At 74.4% G+C, this 23,185-nt stretch carries 18 protein-coding genes; 13 read left to right on the plus strand and 5 right to left on the minus strand.

Features of this window, described 5'->3' with window-relative positions:
• Window positions 1–5 precede the first annotated feature (5 nt).
• The 8 genes from F0L17_RS06140 to aceE all read left to right on the plus strand — a co-directional run bounded on the left by F0L17_RS06140 (window position 6) and on the right by aceE (window position 12,571).
• Entirely contained in the window at window positions 6–1,271 is a 1,266-nt protein-coding gene (locus tag F0L17_RS06140) for a bifunctional adenosylcobinamide kinase/adenosylcobinamide-phosphate guanylyltransferase (RefSeq protein ID WP_162465877.1), read from the plus strand.
• A 246-nt stretch (window positions 1,272–1,517) separates the two neighbouring features.
• Window positions 1,518–2,642 (plus strand): nicotinate-nucleotide--dimethylbenzimidazole phosphoribosyltransferase, encoded by a 1,125-nt coding sequence (locus F0L17_RS06145; protein ID WP_155070267.1) that lies wholly within the window; start codon window positions 1,518–1,520, stop codon window positions 2,640–2,642.
• A 39-nt stretch (window positions 2,643–2,681) separates the two neighbouring features.
• Window positions 2,682–3,512: an adenosylcobinamide-GDP ribazoletransferase gene (locus F0L17_RS06150; RefSeq protein ID WP_155070268.1), complete on the plus strand. Its 831-nt coding sequence runs from the start codon at window positions 2,682–2,684 to the stop codon at window positions 3,510–3,512.
• Window positions 3,513–3,707: 195 nt separating this feature from the next.
• Complete coding sequence (locus tag F0L17_RS06155) at window positions 3,708–5,279, plus strand: leucyl aminopeptidase (RefSeq protein ID WP_162465878.1); 1,572 nt, start codon at window positions 3,708–3,710, stop codon at window positions 5,277–5,279.
• 402 nt (window positions 5,280–5,681) lie between these two features.
• Window positions 5,682–7,070 carry a dihydrolipoyl dehydrogenase gene (gene lpdA / locus F0L17_RS06160; protein WP_162465879.1) on the plus strand — a complete coding sequence of 463 codons (1,389 nt, stop codon included), beginning with the start codon at window positions 5,682–5,684 and terminating at the stop codon, window positions 7,068–7,070.
• Window positions 7,071–7,129: 59 nt separating this feature from the next.
• The gene (sucB, locus tag F0L17_RS06165; RefSeq protein WP_155070271.1) at window positions 7,130–8,971 is read left to right on the plus strand and encodes a 2-oxoglutarate dehydrogenase, E2 component, dihydrolipoamide succinyltransferase; all 1,842 of its coding nucleotides are present in this window, start codon (window positions 7,130–7,132) and stop codon (window positions 8,969–8,971) included.
• Between the two features lie 152 nt (window positions 8,972–9,123).
• Window positions 9,124–9,747, plus strand: a complete 624-nt coding sequence (locus F0L17_RS06170) for a GntR family transcriptional regulator (protein ID WP_155070272.1) — start codon at window positions 9,124–9,126, stop codon at window positions 9,745–9,747.
• Between the two features lie 142 nt (window positions 9,748–9,889).
• Window positions 9,890–12,571 (plus strand): pyruvate dehydrogenase (acetyl-transferring), homodimeric type, encoded by a 2,682-nt coding sequence (aceE, locus tag F0L17_RS06175; RefSeq protein ID WP_155070273.1) that lies wholly within the window; start codon window positions 9,890–9,892, stop codon window positions 12,569–12,571.
• 180 nt (window positions 12,572–12,751) lie between these two features.
• Here the strand turns inward: aceE and F0L17_RS06180 are convergent, their stop codons facing one another.
• On the minus strand, window positions 12,752–12,853 hold the full coding sequence (locus F0L17_RS06180) for a methionine/alanine import family NSS transporter small subunit (protein WP_155070274.1): 102 nt from the start codon (window positions 12,851–12,853) through the stop codon (window positions 12,752–12,754).
• Window positions 12,853–14,460 carry a sodium-dependent transporter gene (locus F0L17_RS06185; RefSeq protein WP_155070275.1) on the minus strand — a complete coding sequence of 536 codons (1,608 nt, stop codon included), beginning with the start codon at window positions 14,458–14,460 and terminating at the stop codon, window positions 12,853–12,855. The genes F0L17_RS06180 and F0L17_RS06185 overlap by 1 nt, the downstream gene beginning before the upstream one ends.
• 146 nt (window positions 14,461–14,606) lie before the next feature.
• Between F0L17_RS06185 and F0L17_RS06190 the strand changes: the two genes are divergently transcribed.
• Complete coding sequence (locus tag F0L17_RS06190; protein ID WP_155070276.1) at window positions 14,607–15,629, plus strand: helix-turn-helix transcriptional regulator; 1,023 nt, start codon at window positions 14,607–14,609, stop codon at window positions 15,627–15,629.
• Window positions 15,630–15,641: 12 nt separating this feature from the next.
• Here the strand turns inward: F0L17_RS06190 and F0L17_RS06195 are convergent, their stop codons facing one another.
• The gene (locus F0L17_RS06195) at window positions 15,642–16,592 is read right to left on the minus strand and encodes an SDR family oxidoreductase (RefSeq protein ID WP_155070277.1); all 951 of its coding nucleotides are present in this window, start codon (window positions 16,590–16,592) and stop codon (window positions 15,642–15,644) included.
• A 155-nt stretch (window positions 16,593–16,747) separates the two neighbouring features.
• Here F0L17_RS06195 and F0L17_RS06200 point away from each other — a divergent pair, with 155 nt between their 5' ends.
• Entirely contained in the window at window positions 16,748–17,278 is a 531-nt protein-coding gene (locus F0L17_RS06200; protein WP_155073238.1) for a DUF4240 domain-containing protein, read from the plus strand.
• A gap of 43 nt (window positions 17,279–17,321) precedes the next feature.
• Here the strand turns inward: F0L17_RS06200 and F0L17_RS06205 are convergent, their stop codons facing one another.
• Entirely contained in the window at window positions 17,322–17,879 is a 558-nt protein-coding gene (locus tag F0L17_RS06205) for a GNAT family N-acetyltransferase (RefSeq protein ID WP_155070278.1), read from the minus strand.
• 50 nt (window positions 17,880–17,929) lie between these two features.
• On the opposite strand from F0L17_RS06205, the gene F0L17_RS06210 reads away from it, so the two are divergent.
• Together F0L17_RS06210 and F0L17_RS06215 are read left to right on the plus strand one after the other, a co-directional pair.
• Entirely contained in the window at window positions 17,930–18,820 is an 891-nt protein-coding gene (locus F0L17_RS06210; RefSeq protein WP_155070279.1) for a TIGR01777 family oxidoreductase, read from the plus strand.
• Window positions 18,821–19,044: 224 nt separating this feature from the next.
• Window positions 19,045–20,457 carry an FAD-dependent oxidoreductase gene (locus F0L17_RS06215; protein WP_155070280.1) on the plus strand — a complete coding sequence of 471 codons (1,413 nt, stop codon included), beginning with the start codon at window positions 19,045–19,047 and terminating at the stop codon, window positions 20,455–20,457.
• A 132-nt stretch (window positions 20,458–20,589) separates the two neighbouring features.
• On the opposite strand, the gene F0L17_RS06220 is transcribed toward F0L17_RS06215, so the two are convergent.
• Complete coding sequence (locus F0L17_RS06220) at window positions 20,590–22,086, minus strand: NsdA family TPR-like regulatory protein (RefSeq protein ID WP_155070281.1); 1,497 nt, start codon at window positions 22,084–22,086, stop codon at window positions 20,590–20,592.
• Window positions 22,087–22,372: 286 nt separating this feature from the next.
• On the opposite strand from F0L17_RS06220, the gene lipB reads away from it, so the two are divergent.
• Window positions 22,373–23,152, plus strand: coding sequence for a lipoyl(octanoyl) transferase LipB (gene lipB, locus F0L17_RS06225; RefSeq protein ID WP_162465880.1), 780 nt, complete (start codon window positions 22,373–22,375; stop codon window positions 23,150–23,152).
• Window positions 23,153–23,185: the final 33 nt, after the last annotated feature.

The following is a 23,185-nucleotide window of genomic DNA, read 5'->3' on the forward strand; positions in this document are numbered from 1 at the left end:
GTGGCGTGGAACTCACTCTGCTCGGCACCGGCGCGCCCGCCGGCCTCCCCCGTCCCGGCTGCACCTGCGCCGGCTGCGCGACCGCCGTCGGCGCGGACGCGCGGGCCGCGACCGCGCTGCTCGTGGACGGTGTGCTGCTGCTCGACCTGACCCCCGGCCCCGCGCTGGCCGCCGCCCGCGCGGGCCGGACCCTGCACGGGGTGCGACAGGTGCTGTTGTCGCACCCGCACGACGGCCCCGCCCGGGAGGTCCCCGCCGGACTGCCCGCCCCGGTGCGGGTGCCCGACGGCCGGGAACTGGCCCTCCTCGACGGCCACCGGGTGCGCGCGGTGGCCCTGGACACGCCCGGCACCGGGTACGAGATCACCGGGCCGGACGGCGAGCGCCTGCTCTACCTGCCGCCGGGCGCGGCCCCGGCGGGCCTCGTCGGTCCCTTTGGGGGGACCGCCCGCGAGACCGGTTCGGGGCGGGGCACCGCGGCGTCCCCCGCGCCGTACGCCCCCTACGCGCTGGTGGTGCTGGACGTCCTGGGCCGCCCCGACGCGCTCGCCCGGCTGCGGGCGGCCGGGGCCGTCGGCCCGACCACGGACGTGCTGGCCGTCCACGTCGACCACGACGTGCCGCCCGGTTCGGAGCTGCGCCGCCGGCTGGCCGCCGCGGGGGCGCGCACCGTGCCGGACGGCACCACGCTGCTGGTCGGCGACTACCGGGCGGTTCCCGACCTGCCCCGACGCACCCTGGTGCTGGGCGGCGCCCGGTCGGGGAAGTCCGTCGAGGCCGAGCGGCGGCTGGCCGCCTTCCCCGACGTGCTGTACGTGGCCACGGGCGGCACCCGGGACGGCGACGCGGAGTGGGCGTCGCGGGTGGCGGCCCACCGGGAACGCCGCCCGGCGTCCTGGCGCACGGTCGAGACCCGCGACCTGGCTCCGCTGCTCACCGAGCCCGACGCGCCGCCGATCCTGATCGACTGCCTGTCCCTGTGGCTGACCGACGCGATGGACCGGGTCGGGGCCTGGGACGACGAGCGCTGGCGGTCCGGCACGGCCCGGCGCGCGCTGGCCGACCGGGTCGGGGAACTGGTCGCGGCCTTCCGGGCCGCCACCCGCACGGTGGTCGCGGTCGGCAACGAGGTGGGCTCGGGCGTCGTGCCCGCCACCGCCTCCGGCCGGCGCTTCCGTGACGAGTTGGGACGGTTGAACGCGGCGGTGGCCGCCGAGTGCGAGCACGTCCTGCTGGTCACGGCGGGCACGGCCCTGCCCCTGCGCGGTTGACGCGGCCGGGGGCGGGAGCGGGGCCGGAGTCGGGGAACGTCCGCCTCGCGTACGCGGTCGGTACGGCCCACTCGTTAGCATGCCTGCCTGTGACCATCTGCGGGCCGTGCCCGGCGGACGGCGGATCATCCGGCACCGATCGCCCCGATCCGTCGCTCACCACGCCGCTGTGCGGCGGTTTCGCTTCTCCCCACGAGCGGGAGGTACCCCACCCCGGCCGAGACCGGGACCCGCGAAAGGATTCCGATGAGCGACGGCAGCCTGAACCTCGACGACTTCGGTGACCTCATCGAGCGCCCCGACAGCGGCGTCCGGCGGGACGCCGAGGAGCGGCGGGCCCGGACCGGACTGCCGACCGGGGCCCTGGGGAGGCTGGACGAGTTGGGCGAGTGGCTGGCCGCGGCGCGGGGCCGCGTCCCCGTCGAACCCCTCTCGCGCCCCAAGGTCGTGCTGTTCGCCGGGGACCACAAAGTGGCCGAACTCGGCGTCTCCGCCCGGCCCGCGGGCGGCGCGCACACCCTGGTGCGGGCCGTGTTGGAGGGCAACAGCCCGGTGGCGGTGCTGGCCCGGCACCAGGGAGTCCCGCTGCGGGTCGTCGACATGTCGCTGGACTGTGATCCGGAGGAGCTGCCGGAGGAGGTCACCCGGCACCGGGTGCGGCGCTCCGGCGGCCGGTTGGACATCGAGGACAGCCTGACCGCCGAGGAGGCCGAGCGCGCCTTCCGGGCGGGGATGGCCGTCGCCGACGAGGAGGCCGACTCCGGTACGGACCTGGTGGTCCTGGGCGACCTCTCGGTGGGCGGCACCACCGCCGCCGGAGTCCTGATCGCCGCCCTGTGCGGCACCGACGCCTCGGTGGTCACCGGCCGTGGCGGCGGGCACATCGACGACCTGGCCTGGATGCGCAAGTGCGCGGCCATCCGCGACGGCCTGCGCCGGGCCCGTCCCGCGCTCGGCGACCAACTGGGACTGCTGAGGACGGTGGCCGGGGCGGACCTGACCGCCATCACCGGCTTCCTGCTCCAGTCGGCCGTGCGACGCACCCCGGTGATCCTCGACGGCGTGGTCTCCGCCGCCTGCGCGCTGGTCGCCCAGCGGGTGGCCTTCCGGGCACCGGACTGGTGGCTGGCCGGGCAGGCGGCCGGCGAACCCGCGCAGGCCAAGGCGTTGGACCGGATGGCGCTCGACCCGCTGCTGGACCACGGCGTCACCGCGGGCGAGGGCACCGGCGCGCTGCTCGCCCTGCCCCTGGTCCGAGCGGCCGCGGCGGTGGCCGCCGAACTCCCGGTGCGGGACGCGGAGGAGCCCGGCGGGGCGGACGAGCCGGGGGCGGGCCGCGCGGACGGCGCCGAGGTGCTCGACGCGACCTGACCCGGCCGGCCCCCGCTCCGGCCGGTAGCCTGCCGCGCCATGGACACCACCGCGCGACCGCCGTCCGACCCGCCGCCCCCCGGGTCCGCGCCGCCCGCCCGGGTGGTCGACGGGGTGCGCTTCGCCTTCGGGACGCTCACCGTGCTGCCGGTGCGGGTGCCCCGCTGGGACCGGGCCGCCGCCCGGTACGGCATGGCGTGCGCGCCGTCGGCCGGGTTGGTGGTCGGGATGTGCGCGGCGGCGGTCGGTGCGTCGGCCCTGGCGCTCGGCGCCTCCCCGCTGCTCGCCGCCGTCGCCACCGTCGCGGTGCCCGCCGTCCTGACCAGGGGACTGCACCTGGACGGACTCGCGGACGTCGCCGACGGGCTGGGCAGCGGGCGTCCCGCCGAGGGGGCGCTGGAGGTCATGAGGCGCTCCGACATCGGGCCGTTCGGGGTGGTCGTCCTGGTGTTGGCGTTGTTGGGGCAGGTGGCGGCCGTCGCCGAGCTGTACGCCGACGGGTGGGCGCACGGCGCCGTGGCGGTGGTCGTCTCCGCGGTGGTCGCGCGTGCGGCGCTGACGCTCGCCACCCGCGAGGGCGTCCCGGCGGCCCGTCCCGAGGGGCTGGGCGCGGCGGTCGCCGGTGTGGTGCCGGTCCGGGTCGCGGCCGCGACGGGCACGGCGGTGGTGTTGGCGGCGGGCGGCGCGGGCGCGCCGTGGGGAGCGTACGCCTCGGTGCGGTGCGCCGCCGCGGCGGTACTGGGCCTGTGCGCGGCACAGTGGTTGCTGGCCCGTTGCCGCCGTCGGCTGGGCGGGGTGACCGGCGATGTCCTCGGCGCCCTGGCCGAAGCCGCCCTCACCACGTCCCTGCTGGTGCTTGCGCTGGGTTAGCGCCCCTCGGAGAATTCCGAACGGACGGTCCGGCGTGGCTCCGCGCTCCCACCGCTCCCCGCTCCGCCCGGCGGGCCCCGCTCGTGCCGCCGGAGCCGCCACCGGGGCCGTCCGGGCCGCGACGTAGGCTCGGCCCGTGCTCGAAGCCGTGCACATCCACACGGCTTGCCAACCGGAAGAGGGATTCCCACCACCGTGTCTGCTCTCACTCTCAGTTCCTCGTCCGCCGCGACGCTGCGCGCGGACGCCGTCGTCGTCGGTGTCGTCAAGGGGCCGGACGGCCCCGTCGTCGCTCCGGGCGGCGAGACCGTGGACCAGGCGTTCGGCGGCTCCCTGGCCGCCACCCTGGAGACCCTCGGCGCCTCGGGCGGCGAGGGCGAGGTCACCAAGCTGCCGGCGCCGGACGGGGTGAAGGCGGACCTGGTGCTGGCGGTCGGACTCGGCGACGCCCCGCCGCAGGGCGCCTCCCACGACCCGGAGGCGCTGCGCCGCGCCGCCGGTGCGGCGGCCCGCGCGCTGTCCGGCAAGAAGAAGGCGGGCTTCGCGCTGCCGGCCGAGGACGAGGCGTCGGTGGCGGCCGTCGCCGAGGGGGCGCTGCTGGGCGCGTACGCCTTCACCGCGTACCGCGGCAAGGAGGACAAGGCCAAGGACGCGAAGGCCGGGAAGAAGTCCAAGGCCCGGGGGAAGGACGGGGACGCCGACCGCGGCGCCCCGCTCGCCGAGGCCGTCCTGCTCGGCACCAAGCCGCGCGACAAGGGCCACAAGGCCGCGGCCGAGCGCGCCCAGGTGGTGGCCGCCGAGGTCAACCGGGCCCGCGACCTGGTCAACACCCCCTCCAACGACCTGTTCCCGAAGTCCTTCGCCACCACCGTCCAGGCCGCCGCCAAGGAGCACGGGCTGACGGTGGAGGTGCTGGACGAGAAGGCCCTCGCCAAGGGCGGCTTCGGCGGCATCCTCGGCGTGGGCCAGGGCTCGGCCAACCCGCCCCGTCTGGTGCGCCTGGCCTACACGCACTCCAAGGCGAAGAAGACCCTGGCCCTGGTCGGCAAGGGCATCACCTACGACTCGGGCGGCATCTCGCTCAAGCCGGCCGGCCACAACGAGACCATGAAGTGCGACATGAGCGGCGCGGCGGCCGTCTTCGCCACCGTGGTCGCCGCCGCCCGGCTCGGTCTGCGGGTGAACGTCACCGGCTGGCTGGCGCTGGCGGAGAACATGCCGTCGGGCAGCGCGACCCGGCCGGGCGACGTGCTCACCATGTACAGCGGCAAGACGGTCGAGGTGCTCAACACCGACGCCGAGGGACGCCTGGTGATGGCCGACGCCCTGACCCGGGCGTGCGAGGAGAAGCCCGACGCGATCGTGGACGTCGCCACCCTGACCGGCGCGATGATGGTGGCGCTGGGCAGCCGCACCTTCGGCGTCATGTCGAACGACGACGCCTTCCGCACCACCGTGCACGAACTGGCCGAGGAGGTGGGCGAGCCGTCCTGGCCGATGCCGCTCCCCGCGCACCTGCGCAAGGGCATGGACTCGCCCGTCGCCGACATCGCCAACATGGGCGACCGGATGGGCGGCGGGCTGGTCGCCGGCCTGTTCCTGAAGGAGTTCGTCACCGACGGCACCCCCTGGGCCCACCTGGACATCGCCGGCCCGGCCTTCAACGACTCCGGTCCCTTCGGCTACACGCCCAAGGGCGGCACCGGTTCCGCGGTGCGCACCCTGGTCCGTCTCGCCGAGCGCGCCGCCTCGGGCGACGTGCTCTGAGATCCGGGCCTTCGGCCTCCGCGGTGGTCCGGGCGCACGGGGGCGCCCGGACCGCCGCCCTCGGCGCGGTCCGCCCCGTCCCGGGCCGGAGCGGGGTCGCGCGCCCCTCCCGTTCGCCCGCTCCCGCCCCTCCCGACGCGTTCCCCGGTGTTCGCTCTGGGCGATCCCTGCCGACCTACCCACCGGTAGACACGCGTGGCCGTCGACAACCTTCCTGTTCATGAGGGTATGCGCGGTTCGGACGCCGGCCCCGCGTCCCGCCGCCCGCCGACAAGTGCAAAGATGTTGTCTCGGCAGGACAGGGCCCGCTCAACCCACAGGGCCGAGCAAGAAGCGGCCGAAAGACAGCCGCCCGGTCCCCGACGGACCGGCTCCGGCGCACCCATGCATGGAGGACGTGACGTGGCGAACGACGCCAGCACCGTTTTCGACCTAGTGATCCTCGGAGGCGGTAGCGGCGGTTATGCCGCTGCCCTGCGCGCTTCGCAGCTGGGTTTGGACGTCGCCCTGATCGAGAAGGACAAGGTCGGCGGTACCTGCCTGCACTACGGCTGCATTCCGACGAAGGCCCTGCTGCACGCCGGCGAGGTCGCGGACTCGGCGCGCGACAGCGCCGAGTTCGGCGTCAAGGCCAGCTTCGAGGGCATCGACATGCCCGCCGTCCACAAGTACAAGGACGGCGTGGTCTCCGGCCTGTACAAGGGTCTGCAGGGGCTCATCGCCTCCCGCAAGATCACCTACGTGGAGGGCGAGGGCCGGCTGTCCTCCCCGACCTCGGTGGACGTGAACGGGCAGCGCTACGAGGGCCGGCACATCCTGTTGGCCACCGGCTCGGTGCCCAAGTCGATCCCCGGCCTGGAGATCGACGGCAACCGGATCATCAACTCCAACCACGCGCTGACGCTGGATCGCGTGCCGCGGTCGGTCATCATCCTGGGCGGCGGCGTCATCGGCTGCGAGTTCGCCTCCGCCTGGAAGTCCTTCGGCACCGACGTCACCATCGTCGAGGGTCTGCCGCACCTGGTGCCGGCCGAGGACGAGAACAGCTCCAAGCTGCTGGAGCGCGCCTTCCGCCGGCGCGGCATCAAGTTCTCCCTGGGCTCCTTCTTCGAGAAGGCCGAGTACACCGAGAACGGCGTCAAGGTCTCCCTGGCCAACGGCAAGGAGCACGAGGCCGAGCTGCTGCTCGTCGCCATCGGCCGCGGCCCGGTCTCGCAGGGCCTGGGCTACGAGGAGGCCGGGGTCGCCATGGACCGCGGCTACGTCCTGGTGGACGAGTACTGCCGCACCAACGTGCCGACCATCTCCGCCGTCGGCGACCTCATTCCGACCCTCCAGCTCGCGCACGTCGGCTTCGCCGAGGGCATCCTGGTGGCCGAGCGGCTCGCCGGGCTGAACGTGGTGCCGATCGACTACGACGGTGTGCCGCGCGTGACGTACAGCCACCCGGAGGTCGCCTCCGTGGGCCTCACCGAGGCCAAGGCCAAGGAGAAGTACGGCGCGGACAAGGTCGTGACGCTGAAGTACAACCTCGGCGGCAACGGCAGGAGCAAGATCCTCAAGACGCAGGGCGAGATCAAGCTGGTCCAGGTCCGCGACGGGGCCGTGGTCGGCGTCCACATGGTCGGCGACCGGATCGGCGAGCAGGTCGGCGAGGCCCAGCTCGTCTACAACTGGGAGGCCCTTCCCGCCGAGGTCGCGCAGCTCGTTCACGCGCACCCGACGCAGAACGAGGCCCTCGGCGAGGCCCACCTGGCGCTGGCCGGCAAGCCGCTGCACGCTCACGACTGACACTCCCGGGCGCGACCGCACCACGACACTCGCACATTTCGTTAGGAGCAACCGAAACCATGGCGGTTTCCGTAACCCTGCCGGCGCTCGGTGAGAGCGTCACCGAGGGCACCGTCACCCGCTGGCTGAAGGCCGAGGGTGAGCGCGTCGAAGCCGACGAGCCCCTGCTGGAGGTGTCGACCGACAAGGTCGACACCGAGATCCCCGCCCCCGCGTCCGGTGTCCTGTCCTCCATCAAGGTGGCCGAGGACGAGACGGTCGAGGTCGGCGCCGAGCTGGCCGTGATCGACGACGGCAGCGGCGCCCCCGCCGAGGCTCCCGCCCAGGCGGAGGCTCCGGCCGCCGCCGAGGCCGCCCCGGCTCCGGCTCCGCAGCCCGAGCCCGCGCAGCAGCCCGAGCCCGCCCCGGCTCCGGCGCAGCAGGCCCAGCCGCAGCCCGAGCCCGCCCAGCAGGCCCCGTCGGGTGGCGCCGAAGGCACCGACGTGGTCCTGCCGGCCCTGGGCGAGTCCGTCACCGAGGGCACCGTCACCCGCTGGCTGAAGTCGGTGGGCGACGAGGTCGAGGCGGACGAGCCCCTGCTGGAGGTCTCCACCGACAAGGTCGACACCGAGATCCCCGCCCCCACGTCCGGCACCCTGCTGGAGATCGTGGTGGGCGAGGACGAGACCGCGGAGGTCGGCGCCAAGCTGGCCGTGATCGGTGCCGCCGGTGCCGCTCCGGCTCCCCGGGCCGAGGCTCCCGCTCCCGCTCCGGCCCAGCAGCCCGAGCCCGAGCCCGCGCCGCAGCCCGCTCCGGCCCAGCAGCCCGAGCCGCAGCCCGCGCCGCAGCCCGAGCCCGCTCCGCAGGCGCCGACCACGCCGGCCCCGCAGCAGCGGGAGACCCCGGCGCCCACGCCGACCCCGTCGGCCCCGGCCCCGGCCCCGGCCCCGGCCCCGGCCCCGGCCCGGCAGGCCCAGCCCGCCCCAGCGGGCGGCGAGGGCGCCTACGTGACCCCGCTGGTGCGCAAGCTCGCCGCCGAGAACGGCGTCGACCTGTCCACCGTCAAGGGCACCGGCGTCGGCGGCCGTATCCGCAAGCAGGACGTGGTGGAGGCGGCCGACCGGGCCGCGGCCGCCAAGGCCCAGGCTCCGGCCGCCGCCCCGTCGGCCGGCCGCGGCCCGGCTCCGGCCGAGCCGTCGCCGCTGCGCGGCCAGACGGTTCCGATGACCCGGATCCGCAAGGTCATCGCCGAGAACATGATGAAGGCGCTGCACAACCAGGCGCAGCTCTCCTCCGTGGTCGAGGTGGACGTCACGCGGATCATGCGGCTGCGGGCCCGGGCCAAGGAGGACTTCCTGGCCCGCGAGGGCGTCAAGCTCTCCCCGATGCCGTTCTTCGTCAAGGCCGCCGCCGAGGCCCTGAAGGCCCACCCGTCGATCAACGCCAAGATCAACGACGACGGCACCGTGACCTACCACGACGTCGAGAACATCGGCATCGCGGTGGACTCGGAGAAGGGCCTGATGGTCCCGGTCATCAAGGGCGCGGGCGACCTGAGCCTCGCCGGCATCGCCAAGAAGACCGCGGAGCTGGCGGGCAAGGTCCGCACCGGCAAGCTCAGCCCGGACGACATGTCCGGCGGTACGTTCACGATCAGCAACACCGGTTCGCGCGGTGCGCTGTTCGACACGATCATCGTGAACTACCCGCAGGTGGCCGAGCTGGGCATCGGTGCCACCGTGCGTCGCCCGGTCGTGGTCGACCACCCGGAGCTGGGCGAGACCATCGCCATCCGGGACATGGTCTACCTGACCCTGTCCTACGACCACCAGCTGGTCGACGGCGCGGACGCCGCCCGCTACCTGACGGACGTCAAGGCCCGTCTGGAGGCCGGGGAGTTCGAGGGCGAGCTGGGTCTGTGACCCGGCTCTGACCGGCCCGCGACAGCCGGCGGCGCCCCCGTCCGGGACTCCGGACGGGGGCGCCGCCGTACCGGTCACCGTGTCGGCCGCCGTATCGTCGGTGGTCCCGGCCCGTTTCCGGCCCGTCACCGTCCCCCCGGCAAGGAGCGTCCATGACCCCTCCCGTCGTCCACTCCCTGCGCGAGCAGATCCGCGAGCACATCGTGGAGGGCATCGTCCAGGGGCGTTGGAAGCCGGGCGAGCGCATCGTGGAGCGGCGGATCGCGGTGGAGCTGGAGGTCAGTCAGACGCCCGTGCGGGAGGCGCTGCGCGAGTTGGAGGCGCTGCGGCTGATCGAGTCGGCGCCGAACAAGGGCGTGCGGGTGCGGAACCTGACCGCGGCCGATCTGGAGGAGATCTACCCGGTGCGCGCCGGTCTGGAGCAGATGGCCGCCGAGTTGGCGGCCGACCGGCTGGCGCGGGACGCCTCGGCGCTCGTCGAGCACGTGGCGCTGTTGTACGAGGCCGACCGCGCCGGGGACGGCGAGGCACAGGTACGGCACACCGTCGCCTTCCACCGGGAGCTGGTGCGCGCGGCCGGGAACAGCGTGCTGCTGCACACCTGGGAGTCACTGGGCATCGGGGTGTGGACCACGCTCGCCATCCGTTGGCTCGGCACCCGGCAGCAGTCCTACGCCGAGGAGCACGAGGCGGTCGTCGAGGCGTTCCGCGCCCGCGATCCGCGCATCGGCGAGCTGGTCAAGGAGCACGTCCTCGGCTGTGCACCGCGTGCCTGATAAGCGGCACTGAATGCCAATTTCGGCTTCGGGGCGTTTTCTCTTCTCCGACCCTTTGATCGATCATCGATCGTGGGCGTACAGTCCGAACATGGGTGTGACACCCCCACCCCCGTTCCGTCCTGTCCGGAAGGCGGCCACCATGCCCGACGCCGAACGCATCCCCAGCGAGCTGGACCAGCTCGTCGACCGCGACCCCGAGGAGACCGCCGAGTGGGCCGCGTCCCTCGACGCCGTCGCCCGCGAGGCCGGTCCGCACCGGGCCGCGTACCTGATGCGGCGCACCCTGGAGCACGCCGGGCGCACGGGGCTCGCCCTCCCTCCGCTGCCGGAGACGGACTACGTCAACTCCATCCCCACCGCCGCCGAACCGGAGTTCCCCGGCGACGAGGAGATGGAGCGGCGGATCACCGCCTGGAACCGTTGGAACGCCGCCGCCATGGTCACCCGCGGCAGCCGGCTGGGCGTGGGCGGTCACATCGCCACCTACGCCTCGGCGGCCTGGCTGTACGAGGTCGGCTTCCAGCACTTCTTCCGGGGCAAGGAATCCGCCGAGGCCCCCGGCTCCGGCGACCAGCTCTACCTCCAGGGGCACGCCTCCCCCGGCATCTACGCCCGCGCCTTCCTGGAGGGCCGGCTGACCGAGGCCCACCTGGACAACTTCCGCCGGGAGGCCGGCGGCGACGGCCTGCCCTCCTACCCCCACCCGCGCCGGCTGCCCTGGCTGTGGGAGTTCCCGACCGTCTCCATGGGGCTGGGGCCGCTCTCCGCGATCTACCAGGCCCGCTTCAACCGCTACCTGGCCGGCCGCGGCATCAAGGACACCTCCGGCTCCCACGTGTGGGCCTTCCTCGGCGACGGCGAGATGGACGAGCCGGAGTCCACCGCCGCGCTCACCCTCGCCGCGCGCGAGGGGCTGGACAACCTGACCTTCGTCGTCAACTGCAACCTCCAGCGCCTCGACGGACCGGTCCGCGCCAACTTCAAGATCGTGCAGGAGCTGGAGGCCCAGTTCCGCGCCGCCGGCTGGAACGTCGTCAAGACGCTGTGGGGCTCGGCCTGGGACGAGCTGTTCGCCCTGGACACCACGGGCGCGCTGGTCAGGCGGCTGCGCGAGGTGCCCGACGCGCAGTTCCAGACGTACGCCGCCCGCGACGCCGCCTACGTCCGCGAGCACTTCTTCGGCGCCGACCCCGCCCTGGTCGAGATGGCGAAGCTGCTGACCGACGCGAAGATCACCGAGTGCTTCGGCGTCTCGCGCGGCGGCCACGAGCCCCGCAAGGTGTACGCCGCGTACCGGGCCGCCCTCGCGCACCGGGGCGCGCCGACCGTGATCCTCGCGCAGACCGTCAAGGGACACACCCTCGGCAAGGGCTTCGAGTCCAAGAACGCCAACCACCAGATGAAGAAGCTGACGGTCGACGAGTTCAAGGACATGCGCGACCTGCTCGACCTCCCGATCCCCGACCGCGCCTTCGACGACGGCCCGGTGCCCTACGGCCACCCGGGCGCCGACTCCCCCGAGGTCCGCTACCTCGTCGAGCGCCGCGCCGCCCTGGGCGGTCCCGCCCCGGCCCGCCGCACGCACCCCGTCCCCGCCCTGCCCGAACCCTCCGAACGCGCCTTCCAGGCCCTGGCGAAGGGCTCCGGCAAGCAGGAGCTGGCCACGACCATGGCCCTGGTGCGCCTGGTCAAGGACCTGATGCGGGACAAGGAGACGGGGAGGCGGTGGGTGCCGATCGTCCCCGACGAGGCCCGCACCTTCGGCATGGAGTCGCTGTTCCCCTCGGCCGGCATCTACTCGCCCAAGGGCCAGACGTACGAGCCGGTCGACCGCGACCAGTTGATGTACTACAAGGAGGCCGACGACGGTCAGATCCTCAACGAGGGGATCACCGAGGCCGGCGCCATGGCCGACTTCATCGCCGCCGCCACCTCCTACGCCACGCACGGCGAGCCGATGATCCCGCTCTACATCTTCTACTCGATGTTCGGCTGGCAGCGCACCGGCGACCAGTTGTGGCAGCTCGCCGACCAGCTCGGCCGCGGCTTCGTCGTCGGCGCCACCGCCGGTCGCACCACGCTCACCGGCGAGGGCCTCCAGCACGCCGACGGGCACTCCCACCTGATCGCGTCCACCAATCCGGCCTCGCTCAACTACGACCCGGCGTTCGCCTACGAGATCGCGGTGATCGTGCGCGACGGCCTGCGTCGGATGTACGGGCCCGAGCCGGAGGACGTCTTCTACTACCTGACCGTCTACAACGAGCCCAAGGTCCAGCCGGCGATGCCCGAGGGGGTCGAGGAGGGCATCCTGCGGGGCCTGTACCGCTTCCGCGAGGGCGTCCCCGCCGCGCCCGACTCCCCCCGGATCCAGTTGCTGGCCTCGGGCACCGCGATCCACTGGGCGCTGGACGCCCAGCGGCTCCTCGCCGACGACTGGGGTGTGATCGCCGACGTGTGGTCCGCCACCTCCTGGAGCGAGCTGCGCCGTGATGCCCTGTCCTGCGACACGGCGCAGCTTCGGGGCGAGGACCGGGTCCCGTACGTCACCCGCGCGCTGCGTGGCGCGCCCGGCCCGGTCCTCGCCGTCAGCGACTGGATGCGGGCGGTCCCGGACCAGATCGCCCCGTGGGTGGAGCAGGACTGGTCCTCGCTGGGCACCGACGGCTTCGGCCTGTCGGACACCCGTGAGGCGGCCCGCCGCCACTTCGGGGTGGACGCCGAGTCGGTGACGGTGGCGGCCCTGGACCGGTTGGCCCGGCGCGGCGAGGTCAAGCGGGAGACGGTGCGGGAGGCCGCGCGGCGCTACGGTTCGGCCTGACGGCCGAGGGGCCCCGCACGGGGCGCCCCTCCTTCGGTCCTTCGGTCCTTCGGCGTCGCGCCGGGTGCGCCCGCCCCCACGGGGGTGGGCGCACCCGGTCGTCGTGCCGGCGCCTTCGTCGCCGGCCGACCCGGGGCGGTCCCCCGGGTCGGCCCTCCTCCCCTGCGGCTCCGGTTCCCGCTACTCGTCCGGGTGGCCGCGGAGCTTGAGGATGGCGGCCAGCAGTCCGCCCCACACCACCAGCATGGCGACGATCATCATCACGACGGCTCCAGCCGACATCACGGCCTCCCTTCCACCGGGCCGTGCCCGTCCGACTGCCCGTTCGACTGCCCGCCCGGCGGCCCGTCCGGCTCCGTGCCCACGGTGGCCTCCTTCGGTTCCGTTCCCGCCGGCTCCCCGCGCCACGGAAGCAGGGACGCCAGGACGGCGAGGAGCACGGCGCCCAGGGCGACCGCCCAACCGGCCCAGAACAGGAAGTCGCTCGGGTAGCCGCCGTAGTTCTCGTCGAATTCCGCCCGCAGGCTGTCGATCATCATCCAGATCAGCACCAGGGGCGTGATCACGCCCAGCGCGATGCGCCACCACACGCCCAGCCGGACCGCCGAGGTGGCGTCCGCGTCCTTCTGGAGCACCGGCAGACGGCGCAGCACCCAGGCGACGGTGACCACCGCGACCAGGGCCGCCAGCACGATGCCGTACTGGTTGATGAAGTGGTCGGCGGCGTCCAGCAGGTACAGCCCGCTGTCGGTCGGGAAGAGCAGCACGGAGACCGCCGCCAGCAGCCCGCCGACGCCCAGGACGGCCGGGAGGCGTCCGATGCCGGTCCGGTCCTGCACCGCGGCGACCACCACCTCCACGATGCTGATCAGCGAGGTCAGGCCGGCGATCACCAGGGAGGCGAAGAACAGGAACCCGAACAGGACGCCCAGCGGCATGTTGGAGATGATCGTCGGGAAGGCGACGAACGCCAGCCCGATGCCGCTGGTGACGGTCTCGTCCACCGGCGTGCCGCTGCCGGCGGAGAGGAAGCCGAGCGTGGCGAAGACGCCGATGCCCGCCAGCACCTCGAAGGAGCTGTTGGCGAAGCCGGCGACCAGCGCGGAACCGGTCAGGTCGGCGCGGCGCCGCAGGTAGGAGGCGTAGGTGATCATGATGCCGAAGCCGACCGAGAGGGAGAAGAAGATCTGCCCGTAGGCCGCCACCCAGACGCTGCCCTTGGTCAGGGCGTCCCAGTCGGGCGAGAAGAGCGCGTTCAGACCGGTGGCGGCTCCGTCCAGGGTGACCGCCCGGACCACCAGGACGATGAAGAAGACCACCAGCAGGGGGATGAAGATCTTGTTCGCCCGCTCGATGCCGCGCCGCACGCCCAGGGCCAGGATGGCCAGCACCACGACCCACACCGCCAACAGCGGCCAGAAGACCCCGCCGATGTAGGAGGAGATCCACCCCGGCTGCTCGGCGGTGCGCAGGAACTCGCCGAAGAAGAAGGCGTCCGCGTCGTCCCCCCAGCTCTCGGTGAGGGAGAAGCCGACGTAGCGGACGGCCCAGGCGAGGATGACGGCGTAGTAGGCGGCGATGACGAACGAGATCGCCACCTGCCACCAGCCGATCACCTGTGCCGGACGTGCCATGCGGCGGAACGCCGCGGGCGGTGACTTCCGGTAGCGGCGGCCGACGGTGTATTCGAGGATCAGCATCGGGATGCCCGCCGTCAGCAGGGCGATCAGGTAGGGCAACATGAACGCGCCGCCGCCGTTCTTGTACGCCTCGGACGGGAAGCGCCAGATGTTGCCCAGTCCGACGGCCGAGCCGATCGCCGCCAGCAGGAAGCCCGTGCGGGATCCCCACTGCGCGCGAGGTGGGGCGCCGCTGGTTTCAGTAGCCATGTACGACATTCCTTGGCGTGTGAGCCTGTGAGTTGACAGCACGCTAACAGCGCACGGGGCGCCGCGCGCCCCCGTGGGCTCCTCGGAATGCGCCCCGGGGCGCTCCGGCGTGTGTTTCGCGGGGTCCACGGCGGGATGATGGCCCCATGCGCGCTGCCCGGCTGATCAAGATGGTGCTGCTGCTCCAGACCCGGCGGTCGATGACCGCCGCCGAACTGGCGGACCGCCTGGAGGTCTCCGAACGGACCGTGGCCCGCGACGCGCTGGCACTGTCGGAGGCGGGCATCCCCGTCTACGCGGACCGGGGCCGGACGGGCGGCTACCGGCTGGTGGGCGGCTACCGGACCCGGCTGACGGGGCTGGGGCGCGACGAGGCGGAAGCGCTGTTCCTGTCCGGGGTGCCCACCGCGCTGCGGGACATGGGACTGGCGGACGCGGCCTCGGCGGCCCGGTTGAAGGTGGCGGCGGCGCTCACGCCCGAGCTGGCCGACGCCCCGCACAGCGCGGCGCAGCGGTTCCACCTGGACGCCCCCGCCTGGTGGCGGCCGCCCGAGACGCCCGACGGGCTGCCGGCGGTCGCCGGGGCGGTGTGGGAGGACCGGCGGCTGGCGGTGCGCTACCGGCGTCGGGACGGCGAGGAGGTGGAGCGGGACCTGGAGCCGTACGGCCTGGTGCTCAAGGCCGGTGTCTGGTACCTGGTCGCTCGGGTCACCGGCGGGGCCGGGGCGGCGTGGGACGGCCGGGACCCGGGCGGCGAGCACCGCGTCTACCGGGTGGACCGCCTGGTCCGCGCCGAGCCGCTGACCGAACGGTTCGAACGGGACGAGGAGTTCGACCTGTCCGCCTTCTGGGAGGAGCGCGCCGCCGCCTTCGTCCGCTCGATCCTGCGGGAGACCGTCGTGGTGCGACTGACCGACGAGGGCGTACGGGCCCTGCGGCACGCCGTCGACCGGACGGTGGCCGAGGAGGCGCTGGAGCGGGGGGAGACCCACGGGCGGGCGGACGCCGACGGGCGGCGGCTGACCACCGTCACCCTGCCCGTGGAGTCCCTGGACGTCGCCTACACCCAGCTCCTCGCCCTGGGTCCGGAGTGCGAGGTACTGGAGCCGCCCGCGCTGCGCGAGCGCATGGCGCGGGCGGCCGAGCGGGCGGCGGCGCTCTACCGGTAGCCCGCTCGCGTCCTACCGGTAGTCCTCGACGCTCGCGTCCCTGCCGCCGTGGACGACCTCGATGATGTACCGCCAGCCGTCCGGTCGCGAGCCGTCGGCGTCGGTGAAGCCGTACTCGCGCGCGAGCCGCCCGCTGTCCAGCGACCGGCCGTTCCAGCGCGCCACGTCGGGGTCGCACGCCAGCGCCGCGACGGCCCGACCGATGTAGACGGGCGACTCGGCGATGGCGAAGTGCGGCTCCTTGGCGACGGCGTCGCGCCAGTTCTCCTCCGTCACTCCCAGGGCGTCGAGCATCTCCTCCGAGCGCAGGAAGCCCGGCGAGAGGCACACCGCCGTGCAGCCGTGCTCCCTCAGCTCCTCGCCGAGGCCGAACGCCGCCCGGATCGGGGCGTTCTTGGCGAGGTCGAAGAAGAGGTTGCCGCGGTACCGGGGCCCGTTGTACTCGGCGGTGCCGTCGGTGACCTCCACCACCAGGCCGCCGGGCCGCCGGACCAGCAACGGCAGCGCGAAGTGGCTGGTGATCAGGTGGCTCTCCACTCCGAGCCGGAGCATCCGCAGCCCCTTCTCCAGTTCGACCTCCCACACCCGGGTGTCGAAGTCGAGCAGGTGGTCGCCGCCCCACACGCCGTTGACCAGGACGTCCAGCCGCCCGTGGTCCCGGTCGATCCGCTCCACCAGGGCGCGTACCCGCTCCGGTTCGAGGTGGTCGGTCGGCACGACGATGCCGGTGCCCCCGGCCGCCGAGACCAGCTCGGCGGTCCCCTCGATCGTCTCGGTGGGGCGTCCCACCTCGCTGACGTGCTCCCGGGTGGTGCGGCCGGTGACGTACACCGTGGCGCCGGCCCGGCCCAGCTCCACGGCCATCGCCCGGCCCGCGCCCCGCGTCGCCCCCGCCACCAGGGCCACCCTGCCCCTGAGGTCCCTCGGGGTCTTCGGGTCCTCGGAAACCGCTGCCGTGCTCATGCGCGCGTCCTCCCGCGAATGCGTGCGTCGATGTGTGCGTCGATCACGCTGCCACCGATACCGGACACCTTCTGTCGGGTTTTCCGTTCGATGGGCCGGGTTCCGGTGTCGCGCGTGCGCCTCGGGCGATCGGGGCGGATGCTGGAGCCGTGACGATGCACGAGGCGGAGTTCTGGGAGCTGGTCGACGGCACCCGCGAGGCGTCCGGAGGCGACCCGGAGGACCACGCCGACCTGCTCGCCGAGCAGCTGTCGGCGCTCGACCCGGAGACGGTCGTGGACTTCGCCCACCACTTCGAGACCCGGGTGAACCGGGCCTGGCGCTGGGACCTGTGGGGCGCGGCCTGGGTGCTGCTGGACGGGGCGAGCGACGACGCCTTCGACTCCTTCCGCTGCTGGCTCGTCGGCCGGGGCCGGAAGGTGTTCGAGGGCGCCCTCCACGACCCGGAGTCGCTCGCCGACCTGCTGGAGGACTTCGACCCGGAGACCGACGGCGAGGGCGCGGACCTGGGCTGCGCCCCGTACGAGGCGTACGAGCGGCTCACCGGCACGGAGCTGCCCGACCCCGGCGTGCCCGAGCCGCCCCCGGAGCCGGAGGGCACCCCGCCGCCCTTCGAGGACGACCGCGCCCTGGCGGCCCGCTACCCCCGGCTGTGGGAGCGGTTCGGGGAGCCGGGGAGGGAGTGAGGAGGCTTCGTCACCCGGCGGTCATCCGGCGGTCATCCGGCGGTCACCCGGCGCTCCCGGTGCCTCGGGGCGCGTCCCCCTCGGGGCCCAGCGGGCGTCCCATCAGCACGTCGTCCGCGTAACCGGTCTCCAGCAGGAACTCGCCGGGCAGCACGCCCTCCACCACGAACCCCTCGGACTCGTACAGCGCCCGCGCCGGCGCGTTGTGGCCCAGCACCCGCAGGGTGATCCGTGCGGCGCCCTGCCGCCGCGCCTCGTCCATCGCCGCCCGCAGCAGCGCCCGTCCCACTCCCCTGCCGCGCGCCCGGCCGTCCACCGCCAGTCCCTGGATCCGGCGGACGTGGGCGTTGCAGACCAGTGCGGTGGGCCGGGCCACCTTGACGTAGCCGACGAGCACGCCGCCCAGTTCGGCGACGAGGAACTCCCGGGGGCGGTCGACGGAGTCGAAGAACGGGGCGTAGGGCGGCTGCGGTCGGGCGGTGACCGCGTGCACCGGCGACCAGACCCGCCGGTCCAGCTCTCCCAGCGCGTCGCCGTCCTCGACGAGCGCGGGCCGTATGACGGGGGGTTCGCGGCGTGCGGGGCGCGAGGGCGTCGACATGTCGATCACTCTGCCTGGCCTTCGGCGGCCCCGTCCAGCAGGATGGGGCCATGCGCATCGCTGTCACCGGCTCGTCCGGACTCATCGGCCGCGCCCTCGTCTCCTCCCTGCGCGCGGAAGGCCACGAGGTGCTGCGCCTGGTCCGGCGCCCGGCCCGCTCCGGCGACGAGGTGCGGTGGGACCCCAAGGGGCGGTACGTGGACGCCGCCGGGCTCGTCGGCGTCGAGGCCGTGGTGCACCTGGCCGGCGCGGGCGTGGGAGACCACCGCTGGACGAAGGCGTACAAGCGGGAGATCCGGGACAGCCGGGTGATCGGCACGTCCACCATCGCCGAGGCCCTCGCCTCGCTCGACGCCCCGCCGCGCGTCCTGGTGGTCGGCACCGGCATCGCGTACTACGGCGACACCGGCGACCGGGCCGTGGACGAGGACGCGCCGCCCGGCACCGGCTTCCTCGCCGACGTCTGCCGGGACTGGGAGGCGGCCGCGGCGCCCGCCGAGGAGGCGGGCATCAGGACGGTGTACGCCCGCACCGGTCCGGTGGTGGCCCGGCACGGCGGCGCCTGGGGGCGGCTGTTCCCGATCGTCAGGGCCGGACTGGGCGGCCCGTTGGGCAGCGGCCGACAGTACTGGAGCCCCATCGCGCTGCACGACCACATCGCCGCCCTGCGGCACCTGCTGGAGACGGAGGGGCTGTCCGGGCCCGTCAACCTCACCGGCCCCGAACCGGTCCCCCAGCGGGAGGTGGCCGCCGCGATGGGACGGGTGCTGCACCGGCCCGCCGTCCTGCCCGTGCCCGCGCCGGTGCTGCGCCTGGTGCTCGGCGAACTCTCCGAGGACGTGCTGAGCAGTCAGCGGATCCTGCCCCGACGGTTGTCGGAGTCCGGGTTCGTGTTCGCCTTCCCCCGGATCGAGGACGCCATCAGGGCGGCGCTGCGCTGACCTCGGGGCTCCGCCCGACGCCACCGGACTCCACGAATCTGTGCGACCTCCGTACACCCGTGCGCGACCCACCCGTGCGACCGTGCCCCCGTCCGTACGCCACTGGCCGTGCTCCGGCGCTTCTCTAGGGTCGTTCGAGAGCGCGAGTCGAACGCCTCGTCGGCGAACCGGACCCCTTTGGGCCTCTCCCCCCTCGCGCCGCAGTGTCGACCACGGGAGGGCACATGCTCGGCAGCGCGCCCCGTCCGAACCCCGGCACCGACCGGGACACCACCGACGTCGTCGTCATCGGCGCGGGCCTGGCGGGCCTGGCCGCCGCACGACACCTGACCACGGCCGGGCTGCGGGTCACCGTCCTGGAGGCCGCCGAGGAGATCGGGGGCCGAATGGCCACCGAGGAGGTGGACGGCTACCGGCTGGACCACTCCGTGCGCCCGCTGTCGGCCGACTGGCCGGAGCTGAGTCGCTGCCCCGGCCTGGAGGAACTGGTGCTGCGCCCCTTCTCCTCGGGGGTGCTGGTCCGCGCCGGGGACCGGACCCTGCGCGTCGTCCCGCCCCGCGCCCCCCGGCCCCTCATGGGCGCCGAGGGCGCGTACGCGGCGGTCGGCGCCCTGACCGGCGCCCGACGTCCGACGAACGTCGGCGCCGTGGGCGGCACGTTGGGCACCACCCTGGGCGGAACGCTGGACCTGGCCCGACTGCGCGCCCAACTCGCCCGGCTCGCCACGACCTCCACCCGGCGGCTGCGGGCCCGCCCCGAGCTGCCCGCCTCCCGGGCTCCGGTCCTCCGCGGGCTGCCGCCCCGCACCGTCGAGGGCGTGCTGCGGCCCCTGCTGGGCGCGCTGCTGTGCGACCCGGAGCTGACGACCTCCAGCCGCGTCGGCGACCTGGCGCTGCGCGGCTTCGCCCGCGGCGGACTGTGCCTGCCCCGGGGCGGCGCCTCGGCACTGCCCCGGGCCCTGGCGGCCGGACTGCCGGCCGGCACCGTCCACACCGGCGTGCGGGTGACCTCCGTGGCCGTCAACGCGGTCGTCACGCGTGAGCTGGGCACCCTGCGCTGCCGCGCGGTGCTCATCGCCACCGGGGCGCGCGACGCGGCGGAGCTGCTGCCGGGGCTGCGGGTTCCGGGCTTCCACCCCGTCACCGTGCTGCACCACGCGGTGGAGGACGCGGCGGCGGACGCGGTGCCCGCGACCGGCCCGGCGCTGGTGCTGGACGCCGGACGGAGCGGCCCGGTCGCGTACTCCACCGTCGCCAGCGCCGTCGACCCCTCCCGCGCCCGTCCGGGCCGGGCGTTGGTCACCTCGGTGGTGCTCGGTCCCGCCGCGGCGCGGCCCCCCGCCGGGCTGGAGCGGACGGCCCGCGCCCAACTGGCCCGGTTGTACGGCGTCCCGACCGGCCGCTGGCGGCTGCTGGCCGCCCGGCACGACCCGTGGGCCGTTCCCGCCGCGCCCCCTCCGCACGACCCACGGCGCTCCGTCCGGGTGCTGTACGGGCTGTACGTCTGCGGCGACCACCGCGACTTCCCCGACGCCCAGGGCGCCCTGCGCTCGGCCCGCCGTGCCGCGGAGGCGATCCGCCGCGACTTCGGCATCCGGACGTGTCCACAGGGCCCGCCGCTGTCCGCCGCCGCGTGACGGCTCCGGGCCCGCGCGGACACGCCCCGGCAGGACGCGCCCTCCGACCGGCTCCCCGACCTCCTCCACCCGGACGGGCGGGGAGGCGGAGGACCGGGGGACGGAACGGCCGGGAAGGCGTCGGGAAGAGCGTCAGACCATGGCGGCGACGCGCTCGCGGTAGGCACGCACCGGAGTGGCGTCCCGGTACGGCTCCAGGCGGCGCTCGAAGTCCTTGACGTACTCGTGCGCCCGCACCGACCGCATCTCCGACGCCTGGTGCGCCGCCTCGGCGGCCAGCGCGCACGCCTGCTCCACGTCGCCCAGCCCCAGCCGGGCCGTGGCCAGCACCACCTTGCAGAACAGCCTGCTGCGGACGTAGCCCGCACCCCGCAGCTGGAGGGAGCGCTCGGCGTGCTGGGCCGCCGCCCGGTACTGCTGGAGATCCCGGTGGCAGTGGCCGAACTCGTCGGCCAGCTGCGCCTCGTCGAAGAACCGCGCCCAGTGCGGCACCTCGTCGCCCGGCCGCGCCTGCTCCAGCGCCCGCTCGGCCCTGGCCAACGACGCCGCGCAGGCCCGCACCTCCCCCAGCACCCCGTGCCCGCGCGCCTCCACCGCGTGCAGCAGCGACTGGACGACCGGCGGCACCGAGGAGCCCACCCCCTGCTGGGCGACCCGCGCCAGTTGCACCGCCTCCCGACCGTGCCCGAGGTAGACGGCCTGTCGGCTCATCGTCACCAGGACGTAGCTGCCGTACGCCCGGTCCCCGGCGGCCTGTGCCAGGCGCAGCGCCTGGACGAAGTAGCGCTGCGCCAGACCGTGGGCGGCGATGTCGTAGGCCGTCCAGCCCGCCAGGCGGGTCAGGTCGGCCGCGGCGCCGAACAGCCGGCGGCCGATCTGCTCCCCGTAGGCGCCGCGCAGCATCGGCTCGGCCTCGTGTTCCAGGTAGCGCACCAGGGCCTGCCGGGCGTGGCCGCCGCCGTAGGCGTGGTCGAGGCCGCGGAACAGCTCGCCGACCGAGCGCAGCGCCGCCACGTCCCCGGCGGTGACCCGTTGGCCCGGACCGCGTTCGACCCGCTCGACGCGGACGGTCTGGGCCGCGCGGGGCGGTGGTACGGCGGCTGGCGTGTGCCCGGGCCCCCGGCCCTGCGCGGGCACCCGCGGGACCTCCGGGGCAAGCTCGCCGCGCGCGACGCGTTCGTCGGGGCGTCCGATCAGCCAGTCCCGGCTGGGCACCACCAGCCCGGCAGGAGTGAAGGCGATCTTCCGCAGTTCGGCGTGGCTGCCGGTGTCCTTGCGCCACAGCCCGCCGACGATGTCCACCGCCTCGCTGGGCGTGGCCGCGAACTCCAGGCCCGCGTAGACCGGCGCGCAGGCGTCCAGCCCCAGGTCCTGCGCGGTGAGCCTGCGGCCCAGGCGGCGGGTGAAGACCTCGGCGATCAGGGCCGGTGTCGTGCCGCGCGGCTGCTGGCCGCGCAACCAGCGGGTCACCGAGGTCTTGTCGTACCTCAGGTCCAACCCGTGCTCCAACCCGAGTTGGTCGACCCGCCGGGCGAGTCCGGCGTTGGAGAACCCGGCCTCGGCGATGAGTGCGGCGAGCTGGCGGTTGGGGGTGCGCTGGGAAGACTTCCCAGGTCGTTCCGTCGTCATCGGCTTTGCGGTCTCCTGCCTCACGGCTTGGGTACGACAGACGCCGGGGCGCCCTGCTGGAACGGCGCGAATGTAGCGGTCCCGCGCGGCGTGTCGGGGGCATGCGCCCAGCTTTCATCCATACGTGTGAGTGGGGGTTTCCCACGGGCCCCGGGCCGCACGGTCCCTCCCGGCGGCCACCTCCCGGCGCCCTTCCCCACCCGGCGCCGTACAGTGGCAGCCGGGGACGCGCCAGGTCCCGGGACGGCCCGGACCTCGGCCCGAGGACCGCGAGGAGGATCCCGTCGTGAGCGAGCTGCGCTTTGTGCATCTGGGTTTCGGTGCGGACGCCGTGGAGTACCGCGAGGCGTGGCAGCGGCAGCGGGAGGTCCACGCGGCCCGCTTCGCCGACGAGATCCCCGACACCTGCCTGCTCCTGGAGCACCAGCCGGTCTACACCGCCGGCCGCCGCACCGCGGACAGCGAGCGGCCGCTGGACGGCACCCCGGTGGTGGACGTCGACCGCGGCGGCAAGATCACCTGGCACGGTCCCGGCCAGCTCGTCGGCTACCCGATCCTCAAGCTGCCGCGTCCGGTGGACGTGGTGGCCCACGTGCGGCGGCTGGAGGAGGCGCTGATCCGCACCTGCGCGGAGTTCGGCCTGGAGACCACCCGGATCGAGGGCCGCAGCGGGGTGTGGGTGCTGGGAGAACCGGCGGAGCGGCCCGAGCTGGGCGGACTGGAGCTGGACCTCGCCCCCCCGACGGACGAGGAGGAGTACGACCCCCGCCTGAGGGGCCCGGAGTACGCGCCCTCCAACGCGGGCCGGCGCGGCGAGGACCGCAAGCTCGCGGCGATCGGCGTCCGCGTCGCCAAGGGCGTCACCATGCACGGCTTCGCCCTCACCTGCGACTCGGACACCACCTGGTTCGACCGCATCGTGCCGTGCGGCATCCGGGACGCCGGTGTCACCTCCCTCTCCCGGGAGTTGGGCAGGGAGGTGACCGTCGCCGAGGTGCTGCCCGTGGTGGAGAAGCACCTGCGCGCGGTGCTGGAGTCGACGGAACCGATGCCCCGCGCCGTCTGACCCGAACAAGCCGAGGCGTACCCTGGGGATCGC

Source organism: Streptomyces taklimakanensis, from assembly GCF_009709575.1.
Lineage (GTDB): Bacteria > Actinomycetota > Actinomycetes > Streptomycetales > Streptomycetaceae > Streptomyces > Streptomyces taklimakanensis.

Bases quoted from the DNA above. Each gene is read 5' to 3' on its own strand.
- F0L17_RS06145 (WP_155070267.1), top strand. From the start codon at position 1,518: ATGAGCGACGGCAGCCTGAACCTCGACGACTTCGGTGACCTCATCGAG.
- F0L17_RS06150 (WP_155070268.1), top strand. From the start codon at position 2,682: ATGGACACCACCGCGCGACCGCCGTCCGACCCGCCGCCCCCCGGGTCC.
- sucB (WP_155070271.1), top strand. From the start codon at position 7,130: ATGGCGGTTTCCGTAACCCTGCCGGCGCTCGGTGAGAGCGTCACCGAG.
- F0L17_RS06170 (WP_155070272.1), top strand. From the start codon at position 9,124: ATGACCCCTCCCGTCGTCCACTCCCTGCGCGAGCAGATCCGCGAGCAC.
- aceE (WP_155070273.1), top strand. From the start codon at position 9,890: ATGCCCGACGCCGAACGCATCCCCAGCGAGCTGGACCAGCTCGTCGAC.
- F0L17_RS06180 (WP_155070274.1), bottom strand. From the start codon at position 12,853: ATGTCGGCTGGAGCCGTCGTGATGATGATCGTCGCCATGCTGGTGGTG.
- F0L17_RS06185 (WP_155070275.1), bottom strand. From the start codon at position 14,460: ATGGCTACTGAAACCAGCGGCGCCCCACCTCGCGCGCAGTGGGGATCC.
- F0L17_RS06190 (WP_155070276.1), top strand. From the start codon at position 14,607: ATGCGCGCTGCCCGGCTGATCAAGATGGTGCTGCTGCTCCAGACCCGG.
- F0L17_RS06195 (WP_155070277.1), bottom strand. From the start codon at position 16,592: ATGAGCACGGCAGCGGTTTCCGAGGACCCGAAGACCCCGAGGGACCTC.
- F0L17_RS06200 (WP_155073238.1), top strand. From the start codon at position 16,748: ATGCACGAGGCGGAGTTCTGGGAGCTGGTCGACGGCACCCGCGAGGCG.
- F0L17_RS06205 (WP_155070278.1), bottom strand. From the start codon at position 17,879: ATGTCGACGCCCTCGCGCCCCGCACGCCGCGAACCCCCCGTCATACGG.
- F0L17_RS06210 (WP_155070279.1), top strand. From the start codon at position 17,930: ATGCGCATCGCTGTCACCGGCTCGTCCGGACTCATCGGCCGCGCCCTC.
- F0L17_RS06215 (WP_155070280.1), top strand. From the start codon at position 19,045: ATGCTCGGCAGCGCGCCCCGTCCGAACCCCGGCACCGACCGGGACACC.
- F0L17_RS06220 (WP_155070281.1), bottom strand. From the start codon at position 22,086: ATGACGACGGAACGACCTGGGAAGTCTTCCCAGCGCACCCCCAACCGC.